This window comes from Xanthomonas hyacinthi (assembly GCF_009769165.1).
GTDB classification, from domain to species: Bacteria; Pseudomonadota; Gammaproteobacteria; order Xanthomonadales; family Xanthomonadaceae; genus Xanthomonas_A; species Xanthomonas_A hyacinthi.
In genome coordinates this window covers 3,568,368-3,582,409 of record NZ_CP043476.1, presented here as the reverse complement: position 1 = coordinate 3,582,409, position 14,042 = coordinate 3,568,368, and the positions used below count along the sequence as shown (strand labels likewise).

The window sequence follows — 14,042 nt, the reverse complement described above, 5'->3', positions numbered from 1 at the left end:
CCCTATGAGCCACGCGCATGGGTGATTTCATCGGGTCCGTCTGGTGGATGCTGGTCAGCCTGGGCGTGCTGGTGACCTTCCACGAGTTCGGCCACTTCTGGGTCGCCCGCCGCTGCGGGGTCAAGGTGCTGCGCTTCTCGGTGGGCTTCGGCAAGCCGCTGTGGTCGTACTACGACCGCCACGGCACCGAGTTCGCGATCGCCGCGATCCCGCTCGGCGGCTACGTCAAGATGCTCGACGAGCGCGAGGGCGAGGTGGCCCCGGCCGAGCACAGCCAGGCCTTCAACAACAAGAGCGTGTGGCAGCGCATCGCCATCGTCGCCGCCGGCCCGATCGCCAACCTGGTGCTGTGCGTGGCGCTGCTGTGGGCGATGTTCGTGATCGGCAAGCAGGATTACGCCGCGGTGGTCGGCCGCGCCGAGGGCCTGGCGCTGCAGGCCGGGCTGCAGCCGGGCGAGCGCATCGTGCGCATCGGCACGCGCGAGGTGTCCAGCTGGAGCGATGCCAGCATGCAGCTGACCGTGGCGGCGATGGACGCCGCCGACGTGCGCGTGCAGACCGAGGACGCGCAGGACGGCGCCAGCCGCGTGCATACGCTGCGCCTGTCGCAGCTGCCTGCCGGTTTCGACGAGCAGCAGGTGCCGCGCCTGGCCGGCCTCACCTGGCGCTTCACCCTGCAGCCGGCGATCGTCGCCAAGGTGACCCCGGGCTCGGCCGCCGACGGCGTACTGCGCCCTGGCGACCGCATCCTGGCGGTGGATGGTGCCTCGGTCGCCAGCGTCGACCAGGTCGCCCCGCAGGTCCGGGCGCTGGCCAGCAACGGCGGCAGCGGCCTGGTCGAGGTCGAGCGCAACGGCGAGCGGCTGGCGCTGGAGGTGCGCCTCACCCCCAGCAAGGACCCGCGCCTGCAGGGCCTGTCGCTGGGCGTGGACCTCGGCCAGCAGGACCGCCCGCCGCCGGCGTTCGACGCCAAGCTGCAATACGGCCCGCTGGCGGCGATCCCGGCCGCGTTCCGCGAGACCGGCAGGCTGGCCGGGGATACGCTGGGGATCATCCGGCGCATGCTGACCGGCCAGGCCTCGATCAAGAACGTGTCCGGGCCGATCACCATCGCCAAGGTCGCCAACGTCTCGGCCAAGCAGGGCCCGGACTGGTTCCTGTATTTCCTGGCGCTGCTGTCGCTGAGCCTGGCGATCATGAACCTGCTGCCGATTCCGATCTTGGACGGCGGGCACTTGCTGTATTACCTTATTGAGTTGGTCAAGGGCAGCCCGCTGAGCGAGCGTGCCATGGCTGCGGGGCAGTTCGTCGGTCTGACGATGCTGGCCGGGCTGATGGGGTTGGCGTTCTACAACGACATCTTCGGCCAGGTTGTGCGATGAACCCGATGCTGATCCACCCGACCCGCTGTCGTCGTCTTGCGCCGGCGCCCATGCAACAACGATATCGACCTCTACCGGACGTGACATGACGCGATTTCCCACTCGCCGCCTGCTAGCCCTCGCCCTCGCCGCCAGCCTCAGCCTGCCGGTCCTGGCCCAGGCGACGGAGCCCTTCACCGCCAGCGACATCCGCGTCGACGGGCTGCAACGCATCTCCTCCGGTACCGTCTTCACGTATTTGCCGGTGGAACGCGGCGACACGGTGGACGACGCCAAGGTCGGCGAGGCGATCCGCGCGCTGTACCGCACCGGCTTCTTCGAGGACGTGCAGGTCGATCGCCAGGGCAACATCCTGGTGGTCACGGTCAAGGAACGCCCGGCGATCAACAAGCTGACCGTCACCGGCAACAAGGACATCAAGAGCGAAGAGCTGCTCAAGGGCCTGTCCGACATCGGCCTGACCGAGGGCGGCACCTTCGACCGGCTGAGCCTGGACCGGGTGACCCAGGAACTGACCCGCCAGTACAACAACCGCGGCAAGTACAACGTCGAGATCACCCCGACGGTGAGTCCGCTGGACCGCAACCGGGTCGACGTGGCGATCGCGATCAAGGAAGGCAAGGCCGCCAAGATCCAGCACGTCAACATCGTCGGCACCGAGAAGTTCGCCACCGTGGACATCCTGGAGGGCTGGGAATCGCGCGAGCACAACTGGCTGTCGTGGTACCGCCGCGACGACCAGTACTCCAAGGAAAAACTGTCCGGCGACCTGGAGAAGCTCAACTCCTGGTACCTGGACCGCGGCTATGTCGATTTCAGCGTCGATTCCACCCAGGTGGCGATCAGCCCCGACAAGCGCGACATGTACCTGACCGCCGGCATCACCGAGGGCGAGCAGTACAAGATCTCCGACATCAAGGTCACCGGCGACACCGTGCTGCCGCAGGAAGAGATCGAGAAGCTGGTGATCCCGAAGCCGGGCGACACCTTCTCGCGCGCGCTGCTGGAGTTCAGCTCCGACGCGATCACCAACACCCTCAGCAACATCGGCTACGCCTTCGCCAAGGTCAACCCGATCCCCACCACCGACCGCGAGAAGCGCACCGTCGCGATCAACCTGCAGGTGGTGCCGGGCCCGCGCGTGTCGGTCCGCCGCATCGTGTTCAAGGGCAACACCCGCACCTCCGACGAAGTGCTGCGCCGCGAGATGCGCCAGTTCGAGAACAGCTGGTACTCGCAGGCGGCGATCGACCGCTCCAAGATCCGCCTGCAGCGCCTGGGCTACTTCGAATCGGTGGACGTGGAAACGCCGCCGGTGCCGGGCAGCAACGACAAGGTCGACGTGGTCTACAGCGTCAAGGAGACCACCTCGGGCAGCTTCACCTTCGGCCTGGGCTATTCGCAGACCTACGGCGTGACCACCTCGATCCAGCTGTCGCAGAACAACTTCCTCGGCGGCGGCAACCGCGTCTCGGTGGACGCCTCGCGAAGCAGCTACCAGGAGCGCTACGCGTTCTCCTACACCAACCCGTTCTTCACCGACGACGGCGTCTCGCTGGGCTACAACATCTCCTACCGCAAGCTGGACTACTCCGACTTCGGCACCGCGCAGTACAACAGCAAGAACGGCGCAGCGCAGATGATCTTCGGCGTGCCGATCACCGAGAACGACACCGTCTCGCTGATGTTCGGCATCGACAGCAACCAGATCACCACCTACGCCGGCTACACCCCGCAGGCGATCATCGACTACATCGACGCGATCGGCCAGCGCACCTTCCATGCCTGGCGCAGCGAACTGGGCTGGGCGCGCGACACCCGCAACGACTACTTCATGCCGACCCGCGGCATGTACCAGCGCGTCGGCCTGGAAGCCACCCTGCCCGGCTCCACCGTCGAGTACTGGAAGCTGAACTACCAGATCTCCAAGTACTGGATGCTGATTCCGTCGCTGGTGCTCAACACCCGCGCCGAGTTCGGCTACGGCGACAGCTATGGCAGCGACGTCAGCCGCACCATCACCAACGCCGACGGCACCACCCGCAGGGTCACTGCCACGGGCCTGCCGTTCTACGAGAACTTCTACGCCGGCGGCACCAACTCGGTGCGCGGCTTCGAGGACAACACCCTCGGCCCGCGCTCGGAGGTGACCGCCTCGTACAGCCGCGGGCAGCCGCTGGGCGGCTCGTTCAAAACCGTGGGTTCGGCGGAAATGTACTTCCCGAAGCTGTTCGACAGCCCGTCGGCGCGCATCTCCGCGTTCGTCGACGTCGGCAACGTGTTCAGCGGCGTGGACAGCTACAAGACCAACGAACTGCGCGCCTCCACCGGCGTAGCGCTGCTGTGGCGCGCACCGGTCGGCCCGATCTCGATCAGCTACGCGGTCCCGTTGAAGAAGGAAGACAACGACGAGATCGAGCGCCTGCAGTTCACCTTTGGCGGGCAGTTCTAGGAACTGCCCACCCGCCGCCAGGGCTTTGGCCCTGGCGGCCCCATGCTCCTGCTGTGCAGGAGCATGGGCCCCGGAGGCTTGGCTTTCCAAATCCCCGCGCCTTCGGCGCGCCCCCTTTACTAAAGGGGGGAGCGCGTCAACGCGTTCGCGCTGACGCCCCACGATTCGTCGTGCGAATCGCGGGCCCCGGCTCGTCTTCTCCCAAATCCCCGCGCCTGTCGGCGCGCCCCCTTTACTAAAGGGGGCTTGGCTCCGGTCATTTGGCTGCCGTCTTTGTTGGTCGGCACGAGCTAGGCGCGGATTTTTCTCCGGTGGGCTGGCCGCAAGCTGACCGGTCTGTAGGCGGCAGCTGACCAGCCGCGCTGCCTGCTGCGCAGGGGCAGCATGACCGTGTCGATGGCACACGGTAGAATCCCCGGGTGAATATTCCTTCCCATACCGCACACGAGATCGCCGAGCGCTTCGGCCTGCAAGTGCATGGCGACGGCGGCGTCGCCGTGCATGGCGTGGCCACGCTGGCGCATGCCGGCGCCGGCCAGCTCAGTTTCCTGGCCAATCCGCGCTATCGCGCGCAGCTCGTCGACAGCGCCGCGGCGGTGGTGGTGCTGCGCGCCGACGACGCCGAGGCGGCGCCCGGCACCGCGCTGATCGCGCGCGATCCGTACGTCGCCTTCGCCAAGATCGCCGCGCTGTTCGACGTGGCGCCGGCGCGTCCGCCCGGCGTCCATCCCAGCGCCAGCATCGACCCCAGCGCGCAGATCGCCGCCAGCGCGCACGTCGGCGCCTTCGTCAGCATCGGCGCGCGCAGCGTGATCGGCGACGGCTGCGCGATCGGTCCGGGCTGCGTGATCGGCGACGACTGCACGCTCGGCGACGGCTGCGAACTGATCGCCCGGGTCACCCTGGTCACCCGCGTGCGCCTGGGCAAGCGCGTGCGCATCCATCCCGGCGCGGTGCTCGGCGCCGACGGCTTCGGCCTGGCGATGGACGCCGGCCACTGGATCAAGGTGCCGCAGCTCGGCGGCGTGACCATCGGCGATGATTGCGAGATCGGCGCCAACGCCTGCGTCGATCGCGGCGCGCTGGAAGACACCACGCTCGAGGAAGACGTGCGCCTGGACAACCTGGTGCAGGTCGCGCACAACGTGCACATCGGCGCGCACAGCGCCATCGCCGGCTGCACCGGCATCGCAGGCAGCGCCAAAATCGGCCGCTACTGCATGCTCGGCGGCGCGGTCGGCGTGGTCGGCCACCTGGAAATCTGCGACAAGGTGGTGATCACCGGCAAGTCGGTGGTGCGCAATTCCATCCATGCGCCGGGCGAGTATTCGTCCGGCACCCCGTTGACCGACAACCGCACGTGGCGCAAGAACGCCGCGCGCTTCAAGCAGCTCGATGCCCTGGCCCGTCGCATCCTGTCTGTCCGCAAGGAGAAGCAATGAGCCACGACCAGCCCCTGCCGGACATCAACCAGATCCAGGCCTTGATCCCGCACCGCTATCCTTTCCTGCTGGTGGACAAGGTGGTGTCGCTCGACTTCGAGAGCCGCAAGATCGTGGCGCACAAGAACGTCAGCATCAACGAGCCGTACTTCCAGGGCCACTTCCCGGGACAGCCGATCATGCCCGGCGTGCTGATCATCGAGGCGCTGGCGCAGGCCGGCGGCGTGCTGACCCAGCTCGCGCTGGGCCGCGATGCGCAGTCCAAGCTGTTCTACATGGTCAAGGTCGATAACGCCCGCTTCAGCAGGCAGGTCGTGCCCGGCGATGTGCTGGAGCTGCACGTGGAAATCAAACGGGTGATCCGCAACATGGCCGTGTATTACGGCGAAGCCAAGGTCGACGGCAAGATCGTCGCCTGCGCCGAAGTGCTGTGCGCCGGCACCCGCGAATGATCCAGGCAGGAGACCTGCAATGAGCGACAACGCCCCTCTCATCCATCCCACCGCGGTGATCGATCCGTCGGCGAGGCTGGCGGCGGATGTGCGCGTCGGCGCCTTCACCCTGATCGGCGCCGAGGTCGAGATCGGCGACGGCAGCGTGATCGGACCGCATTGCAGCATCGTCGGCCCGGCCCGGATCGGCCGCGGCAACCGCCTGGTCGGCCATGTCGCGCTCGGCGGCGATCCGCAGGACAAGAAATTCGCCGGCGAGCGCACCGAGCTGGTGATCGGCGACCGCAACGTGATCCGCGAGTTCGTCACCGTCAGCCGCGGCACCGGCAACGGCGGCGGCATCACCCGCGTCGGCAGCGACAACTGGTTCCTGGCCTACACCCACGTCGCCCACGACTGCGTGGTCGGCGACCATTGCGTGTTCTCCAACAACACCACCCTGGCCGGGCATGTCGAAGTCGGCGACCACGTGATCATCAGCGGCTTCGCCGGCGCGCACCAGTTCTGCCGCATCGGCGATCACGCCTTCCTCGGCATGGGCGCATTGATCAATGGCGACGTGCCGCCGTTCACCATGGTCGGCGGCAACTCGCTGGGGCGCCCGCGCGGCATCAACAGCGAAGGCCTCAAGCGCCGCGGCTTCGATCCCGAGCGCCTGGCCGCGATCAAGCGCGCCTACCGCGCGCTGTACGTGGCCGGCCTGCCGCTGGCCGAGGCCAAGCAGCAACTCGCGGTGCTGGCCGACAGCAGCGAGGACGTACGCGCGATGCTGGAATTCATCGAAGCCAGCGAGCGGCCGTTGTTGCGATGAGTGCGGGGAATGGGGAATCGGGAATGGGGAATGGGAAGAGCGGTAGTAGCCCGCCCGGCCGCAGCCCCGCTCTTGCTTCACCCATTCCCCAGTCCCCATTCCCGATTCCCGGCACAGCAAAGCTGCGCATCGCCCTGGTCGCTGGCGAAGCCTCCGGCGACCAGCTTGGCGCCGGGCTGATCGAGGCGCTGCGCGCGCGCTATCCGCAGGCCGAATTCGCCGGCATCGGCGGCGATGCGATGCGCAACGCCGGCTGCCAGACCTGGTTCGATGCCAGCGAACTGGCGGTGATGGGGCTGATGGAAGTGCTGCGGCATCTGCCGCGGCTGCTGAAACTGCGCCGCGCGCTGCGCCAGCGCCTGCTGGACTGGCGCCCGGACGTGTTCGTCGGCATCGATGCGCCCGACTTCAATCTCGGCGTGGAGCGCTGGCTCAAGCAGCGCGGCATCCGCACCGTGCACTACGTGAGCCCGTCGGTGTGGGCGTGGCGCGAGCGGCGTGCGGCCAAGATCGGCGCCAGCGCCGATCGGGTGCTGTGCCTGTTCCCGATGGAACCGCCGATCTACGCCAGGCACGGCGTGGATGCGCGCTTCGTCGGCCACCCGATGGCCGACGCGATCGCGCTGCACGGCGACCGCGATGCGGCGCGCGCCGAACTCGGCCTGCCGGCCGGCGCGACCGTGCTGGCGGTGCTGCCGGGCAGCCGCCTGGGCGAGATCGGCCGGCTCGGCGACACCTTCTTCGCCGCCGCCTGGCAGGTACTGCAGCAGACGCCCGGCGCGCACGTGGTGGTGCCGGCCGCCAACTCCGCGTGCAAGGCCTTGCTGGCCGAGCAGCTGTCGCGTTCGGCGCTGCCGGTGGTGTATTCGCACCTGCTCGACGGCCAGGCCCGCAGCGCGCTGCTCGCCGCCGACGTGGTGCTGCTGGCGTCCGGCACCGCCACGCTGGAGGCGATGCTGGTGAAGCGGCCGATGGTGGTCGGCTACAAGGTCGCGCCGCTGACCTACCGCATCGTCAAGGCGCTGGGCCTGCTCAAGGTCGACCGCTACGCGCTGCCCAACATCCTCGCCGGCCGCGACCTGGCGCCGGAACTGATGCAGGACGCCTGCACCCCGGACGCGCTCGCCGCCGCGCTGCTGCACTGGCTGCACGCTCCGCAGGCGGTGGCCGCGCTGCAGCCCGAGTACGCGCGCCTGCACCAGTTGCTGCGCCAGGACGCGTCGGCACGTGCCGCCGATGCGGTGCTGGAGTTGCTTGGGAGCCGGGAATCGGGAGTGGGGAATGGGGAATCGTCGGGAGCAACGGCATGAAGCGCTCCGTTCCGGCTCCGTTGCCGCAGCAGCCGCTTTTGCCCCATTCCCCATTCCCCACTCCCGATTCCCGGCTCTACGCCGGCGTCGACGAAGCCGGGCGCGGACCGCTGGCCGGGCCGGTGGCGGTGGCCGCGGTGGTGTTCGATCCGGCGCGCACCCGCATCAACGGCCTGGACGACTCCAAGCAGCTGACCGCCGCGCGCCGCGAGACGCTGTACGCGCGCATCGTCGAGCGCGCGCTGGCCTGGCAGGTGGTGCTGATCGAGGCCGAGGAGATCGACCGGCTGAACATCTACCAGGCGACGATGCTGGGCATGCGCCGCGCGGTCGAAGGCGTGGCGCATGTGGCCGGGTTCGCGCGCATCGACGGCAACCGCGTGCCCAAGGGCCTGCCCTGCGCCGCCGAGGCGCTGATCGGCGGCGACGGCCTGGACCGCGCGATCATGGCCGCCTCGATCGTGGCCAAGGTCACCCGCGACCGGATCATGCGCCAGTTGCACGAACAGCACCCACACTACGGCTTCGACCTGCACAAGGGCTACGCCACCCCGGCGCACCTGGCCGTGCTGGCCGCGCACGGCCCCTGCCCGCAGCATCGGCGCAGCTTCGCGCCGGTGCGCCGCGCGCTGCAGAATCGGGACTCGGGACTCGGGACCCGGGACCCGGAACAGCCGCAGATCGCCTAGTTTCCGGCCCGCGACAACGCGCGCGGGGTCCGCGCGCGCGGACCACCGGGTCCCGAGTCCCCGGTCCCGAGCCCCGAGCTTGTCAAGCCTTGCCCGGCCCCGCCCCCGCCGCTACCCTGCCCGGGCATCGTTCTGGTTCCGCATGTCCACTTCCCGCTTCGCCCATCTGCACGTCCACACCGAGTTCTCGCTGGCGGATTCGACCATCCGTGTGCCCGAGAAACCGGATCAGGCCGACCCGAAGAAAGCCAGGCAGGCCAACCTGCTCAGCCGTGCGGTCGAACTGGAGTTGCCCGCGCTCGCGGTCACCGACCTGAACAACCTGTTCGCGCTGGTCAAGTTCTACAAGGCCGCCGAAGGCGTGGGCATCAAGCCGATCGCCGGCGCCGATCTGCTGATCGCCGACAGTCCCGGCGAGACGCCGTGGCGGCTCACCGTGCTGTGCCGCAACCGCGACGGCTACCTGAGCCTGTCGCGGCTGCTGACCCGCGCCTGGCTGCAAGGCCACCGCAACGAAGGCGGCGTGGCGATCCGCCCGGAGTGGCTGCAGAGCGGCAGCGACAACCTGTTCGCGCTGGCCGGGCGCGACAGCCTGGCCGGGCGCCTGGCCGGCGAAGGCCGCCACGACCTGGCCGAGCAGCAGCTGGCCGACTGGCAACGCATCTTCGGCGACGGCCTGCACCTGGAGCTGACCCGCACCGGCCGCGGCGGCGAGGAAGCGTTCAACCAGTTCGCACTGCACGCCGCCGGCACCCGCGGCTTGCCGGTGGTGGCCAGCAACGACGTGCGCTTCCTGTACGCCAGCGACTTCGCCGCGCACGAGGCGCGCGTGTGCATTTCCTCCGGCCGCGTGCTCGACGACCCCAAGCGCCCGCGCGACTACAGCGACCAGCAATACCTGAAGTCGTCGCAGGAAATGGCCGCGCTGTTCGCCGACATTCCCGACGCGCTGGACAACACGCTGGCGCTGGCGCAGCGCTGCAACATCGAGATGCAGCTGGGCACCTACTTCCTGCCCGCGTATCCGGTGCCCGACAACGAGACCCTGGACAGCTGGATCCGCAGCCAGTCGCGCGACGGCCTGGCCGCGCGCCTGGAGAAGAACCCGCTGGCGCCGGGCAAGACCCGCCAGGACTACGTCGACCGGCTCGAGTTCGAGCTGGACACCATCATCAAGATGGGCTTCCCCGGCTATTTCCTGATCGTGGCCGACTTCATCCAGTGGGGCAAGAACCAGGGCATCCCGATCGGCCCGGGCCGCGGCTCCGGCGCCGGCTCGCTGGTGGCGTGGGCGCTGCAGATCACCGACCTGGACCCGCTGCCGTACAACCTGCTGTTCGAGCGCTTCCTCAACCCCGAACGCGTGTCGATGCCCGACTTCGACATCGACTTCTGCATGGACCGCCGCGACGAGGTCATCGACTACGTCGCGCGCAAGTACGGCCGCGACCGGGTCAGCCAGATCATCACCTACGGCACCATGGCGGCCAAGGCGGTGGTGCGCGACTGCGGCCGCGTGCTCGGCTTCCCGTACGGCCTGGTCGACGGCGTGGCCAAGCTGATCCCCAACATCCTTGGCATCACCCTGAAGGACGCGATGGGCGAAGGCAAGGATTCGGAAATGGCCTCGCCGGAGCTGATCCAGCGCTACCAGAGCGAGGACGACGTCCGCGACCTGATGGACCTGGCGCGGCAGCTGGAAGACCTCACCCGCAACGCCGGCAAGCACGCCGGCGGCGTGGTCATCGCGCCGACGCCGCTGTCCGACTTCTGCCCGCTGTTCGCCGAACACGACGTCGACAACCTGGGCAGGAACCCGGTCACCCAGTTCGACAAGGACGACGTCGAGCAGGTCGGCCTGGTCAAGTTCGACTTCCTCGGCCTGCGCACGCTGACCATCATCGATTGGGCGGTGAAGGCGATCAACGTGCGCCATGCGCGCGCCGGCATCCCGCCGGTGGACATCACCGCACTCCCGCTCGACGACGCGCCCACCTACAAGGGCATCTTCGCCTCGGGCAACACCGGCGCGGTGTTCCAGTTCGAATCCTCGGGCATGCGCCGGCTGCTGAAGGACGCCAAGCCCGACCGCTTCGAAGACCTGATCGCGCTGGTGTCGCTATACCGCCCCGGCCCGATGGACCTGATCCCGGACTTCAACGCGCGCAAGCATGGCCAGCAGGAGATCGTCTACCCCGATCCGCGCACCGAAGCGATCCTGAAGGACACCTACGGCATCATGGTGTACCAGGAGCAGGTGATGCAGATGGCGCAGATCGTCGGCGCCTACTCGCTGGGCGGCGCCGACCTGCTGCGCCGCGCGATGGGCAAGAAGGTGCCGGCGGAGATGGCCAAGCACCGCGAGATCTTCCGCGAGGGCGCGGCCAAGGGCGGCGTCGGCGAGGCCAAGGCCGACGAAATCTTCGACCTGATGGAGAAGTTCGCCGGCTACGGCTTCAACAAGTCGCACGCCGCCGCCTACGCGCTGGTCAGCTACCAGACCGCGTGGCTGAAGCGGCACTACCCGGCCGAGTTCATGGCCGCGACGCTGTCCTCGGACATGGACAACACCGACAAGGTGGTCGGCTTCCTCGACGAGGTGCGCAACCTCGGCCTGACCGTGCTGCCGCCGCGGCTCAACGCCGCGGCCTACATGTTCGCCGCGGCCACCCCGGACACCATCCAGTACGGCCTGGGCGCGATCAAGGGCGTGGGCCGCGGCGCCTGCGAGGCGATCGTGGCCGAGCGCGAGCGCGGCGGCGAATACACGTCGCTGCTGGATTTCTGCACCCGCGTGGAATCGGCCAAGCTCAACAAGCGCAGCCTGGAAGCGCTGATCAACGCCGGCGCGATGGACGGGCTGGGCAGCAACCGCGCCACGCTGATGCTGCAGCTGCCGGAGGTGATGAAGGCCACCGAGCAGATGGCGCGCGAGCGCGCCTCCGGGCAGAACTCGCTGTTCGGCGGCGCCGACACCAGCGCCCCGGCGCTGCGCCTGGAGCTGCCGGAAAGCACGGAATGGCCGCTGGGCCAATTGCTGAGCGGCGAACGCGAGACGCTGGGCTTCTACCTCAGCGGCCACCCGTTCGACCCCTACCGTGAGGAAGTGCGCGAGCTGGTCGGCTGCGACCTGGGCGCGCTGGAAAAGATCTGCGCGCAGTCCGGCGGTGGGCGCGGCGGCAGCGGCGGCGAGAAACGCGCCTGGCGCCCGGAAACCAGCGCGCTCCTCGCCGGCCAGGTGGTCGGGGTGCGGCGCAAGGGCGACAGCCAGGTGTTCGTGCAGCTCGAGGACGGCCGCGGCCGGGTCGAGTGCAGCGCGTTCACCGATGCGATCGCCGAGTTCGGCCACCTGCTCACCCGCGACCGCATCCTGATCGTCAAGGGCGGCGTGCGCGAGGACGAATTCAATGGCGGCTATGCGCTGCGCATCCGCCAGTGCTGGGACTACGAACAGATCTGCACCCACCACGCGCAGCGCCTGTCGCTGCGCCTGGACCTGCGCCAGCGCAGCACCTGGCCGCGCATCGACGCGCTGCTGGCGCGCCACCGCCCCGGCAAGACCGCCCTGCGCCTGGACCTGCTGCTGCAGTCCGAACACGGCCCCGTGGCCGGCATGCTCGACCTCAACGGCAGCCACGCGGTGCGCGTGGACCCGCAGCTGCTGGACACCTTGCGCGCCGATCCGGGCGTGCGCGCGGTGAAGGTCAAGTACAGCCCGCCGTGGGCTTGAGAGCCGGGAGTGGGGAATCGAGAATCGAGAATGGGAAAAGCCGGCTCTGCGTTGACCGCAGGAACTGGGGCTGCCCGGCTTTATCGATTCCCGAATCCCTATTCCCCATTCCCACCCTCAACCGCACGGCCCCGTACGGGTGACGGGCACCGGTTCGGCTAAACTCCCCTCCTTACGTTCACGACGGCGTCCAATGAATCCGAACTACCTCGACTTCGAGCAACCCATCGCCGATCTGGAAGCCAAGATCCAGGAACTGCGCAATGCCAGCACCGGCCCGGCGGTCAACGTCGACACCGAAGTACGTGCGCTGCAGGACAAGCTGCGGGTGCGCACCGCGCAGATCTTCCGCGACCTGTCCTCGTGGCAGATCTCGCAGCTGGCGCGGCATCCGCAGCGCCCGTACACGCTGGACTACATCGAGGTGTTCTGCGACGAGTTCCAGGAGCTGGCCGGCGACCGCGCGTTCGCCGACGACAAGGCCATCGTCGGCGGCCTCGGCCGCATCGACGGGCGCCCGGTGGTCATCATCGGCCACCAGAAGGGCCGCGACACCAAGAGCAAGGTCGCGCGCAACTTCGGCATGCCGCGCCCGGAGGGCTACCGCAAGGCGCTGCGGCTGATGAAGCTGGCCGAGCGCTTCAAGCTGCCGCTGCTGACCTTCATCGATACCCCCGGCGCCTATCCCGGCATCGGCGCCGAAGAGCGCGGGCAGAGCGAGGCGATCGCGCGCAACCTGCTGGAAATGGCCGAACTGAAAGTGCCGGTGATCTGCACCGTGATCGGCGAAGGCGGCTCCGGCGGCGCGCTGGCGATCGGCGTCGGCGACCGCACCGTGATGCTGGAATACGGCACCTATTCGGTGATCTCGCCGGAAGGCTGCGCCTCGATCCTGTGGAAGGACGCCGGCAAGGCCAAGGACGCCGCCGAGCAACTGGGCCTGACCGCCAAGCGCCTGTCCGCGCTGGGCCTGGTCGACAAGGTCGTGCGCGAGCCGATCGGCGGCGCGCACCGCAACCCCACGCAGATGGCCAGGCGCCTGAAGGCGGTGCTGCTCAACGAACTGGACGCGCTGGAAAAACTGCCGGTCGCGCAGTTGCTGCAGAAGCGCTACGAGCGCCTGCGCGGCTACGGGGCCTACGAAGCGGCCTGATCGCGGCGGCACGCTGCCGCGGGGAATAGGGAAACGGGAATGGGGAATCGTAAAAGCCGCTGCCCTTGCCGCCACTGGCTGGCGAGTCCCGGTCGGTGAGTGCGCGTTTGAGGTCACCGGCATGCCGCTGTGCCGATTCCCGATTCCCTATTCCCGGCTTCGCTCAAAACGGCTTGGCCAACACCAACCAGATCACCACCAGCAACGCCAGCACCGGCACTTCGTTGAACAGGCGCAGCGCGCGCGCGGACGGCAGTGCGCGCGCCTGCGCCACGCCCTTGAGCCAGCGCCCGCTGAAGAGGTAATAGCCGAGCAGCAGCGCCACCAGGCCCAGCTTGGCGTGCAGCCAGCCGCTGTGGCCGGGCGCGACCATGGTCGGGAAGTCGGGCAGCACCTTGTAGCCCAGCCACAGCGTCAGCCCCAGCAGCAGCGCCAGGCCGAACATCATGTGGCCGAAGCGGTACAGGCGCCGCCCCATCAGCAGCAGCCGCGCCTGCACCTGCGGCTGCCCTGCGCTCTCGGCGATGTTGACCAGGATCCGCGGCAGGTAGAACACCGCCACCATCCATGCGACCACGAACAGCAGGTGCAGGGACTTGATCCACAAATAGAGTTGCATGC

The 14,042-nt window shown here is 68.6% G+C and carries 10 protein-coding genes; 9 read left to right on the top strand and 1 reads right to left on the bottom strand.

Annotated features, from left to right (window positions below; translation table 11 throughout):
* Nucleotides 1-17: 17 nt before the first annotated feature.
* The 9 genes from rseP to FZ025_RS15685 all read left to right on the top strand — a co-directional run bounded on the left by rseP (nucleotide 18) and on the right by FZ025_RS15685 (nucleotide 13,421).
* Complete coding sequence (gene rseP, locus FZ025_RS15725) at nucleotides 18-1,382, top strand: RIP metalloprotease RseP (protein WP_046981164.1); 1,365 nt, start codon at nucleotides 18-20, stop codon at nucleotides 1,380-1,382.
* 85 nt (nucleotides 1,383-1,467) lie between these two features.
* Nucleotides 1,468-3,834 carry an outer membrane protein assembly factor BamA gene (gene bamA / locus FZ025_RS15720; protein WP_104558605.1) on the top strand — a complete coding sequence of 789 codons (2,367 nt, stop codon included), beginning with the start codon at nucleotides 1,468-1,470 and terminating at the stop codon, nucleotides 3,832-3,834.
* Between the two features lie 419 nt (nucleotides 3,835-4,253).
* Nucleotides 4,254-5,276, top strand: a complete 1,023-nt coding sequence (gene lpxD, locus FZ025_RS15715) for a UDP-3-O-(3-hydroxymyristoyl)glucosamine N-acyltransferase (RefSeq protein ID WP_046981166.1) — start codon at nucleotides 4,254-4,256, stop codon at nucleotides 5,274-5,276.
* The gene (fabZ, locus tag FZ025_RS15710; RefSeq protein WP_104558604.1) at nucleotides 5,273-5,728 is read left to right on the top strand and encodes a 3-hydroxyacyl-ACP dehydratase FabZ; all 456 of its coding nucleotides are present in this window, start codon (nucleotides 5,273-5,275) and stop codon (nucleotides 5,726-5,728) included. Before lpxD ends, fabZ begins: the two co-directional genes overlap by 4 nt.
* A gap of 19 nt (nucleotides 5,729-5,747) precedes the next feature.
* The gene (gene lpxA, locus FZ025_RS15705) at nucleotides 5,748-6,539 is read left to right on the top strand and encodes an acyl-ACP--UDP-N-acetylglucosamine O-acyltransferase (RefSeq protein ID WP_104558603.1); all 792 of its coding nucleotides are present in this window, start codon (nucleotides 5,748-5,750) and stop codon (nucleotides 6,537-6,539) included.
* 23 nt (nucleotides 6,540-6,562) lie between these two features.
* Complete coding sequence (gene lpxB / locus FZ025_RS15700) at nucleotides 6,563-7,849, top strand: lipid-A-disaccharide synthase (RefSeq protein ID WP_208803676.1); 1,287 nt, start codon at nucleotides 6,563-6,565, stop codon at nucleotides 7,847-7,849.
* The gene (locus FZ025_RS15695) at nucleotides 7,846-8,538 is read left to right on the top strand and encodes a ribonuclease HII (RefSeq protein WP_244292388.1); all 693 of its coding nucleotides are present in this window, start codon (nucleotides 7,846-7,848) and stop codon (nucleotides 8,536-8,538) included. Before lpxB ends, FZ025_RS15695 begins: the two co-directional genes overlap by 4 nt.
* A gap of 142 nt (nucleotides 8,539-8,680) precedes the next feature.
* Complete coding sequence (gene dnaE / locus FZ025_RS15690; protein WP_104558602.1) at nucleotides 8,681-12,268, top strand: DNA polymerase III subunit alpha; 3,588 nt, start codon at nucleotides 8,681-8,683, stop codon at nucleotides 12,266-12,268.
* Nucleotides 12,269-12,461: 193 nt separating this feature from the next.
* Entirely contained in the window at nucleotides 12,462-13,421 is a 960-nt protein-coding gene (locus tag FZ025_RS15685; protein ID WP_046977882.1) for an acetyl-CoA carboxylase carboxyltransferase subunit alpha, read from the top strand.
* A gap of 163 nt (nucleotides 13,422-13,584) precedes the next feature.
* Here FZ025_RS15685 and FZ025_RS15680 read toward each other — a convergent pair whose 3' ends face one another.
* Nucleotides 13,585-14,040, bottom strand: coding sequence for a CopD family protein (locus tag FZ025_RS15680; protein ID WP_046977883.1), 456 nt, complete (start codon nucleotides 14,038-14,040; stop codon nucleotides 13,585-13,587).
* Nucleotides 14,041-14,042: the final 2 nt, after the last annotated feature.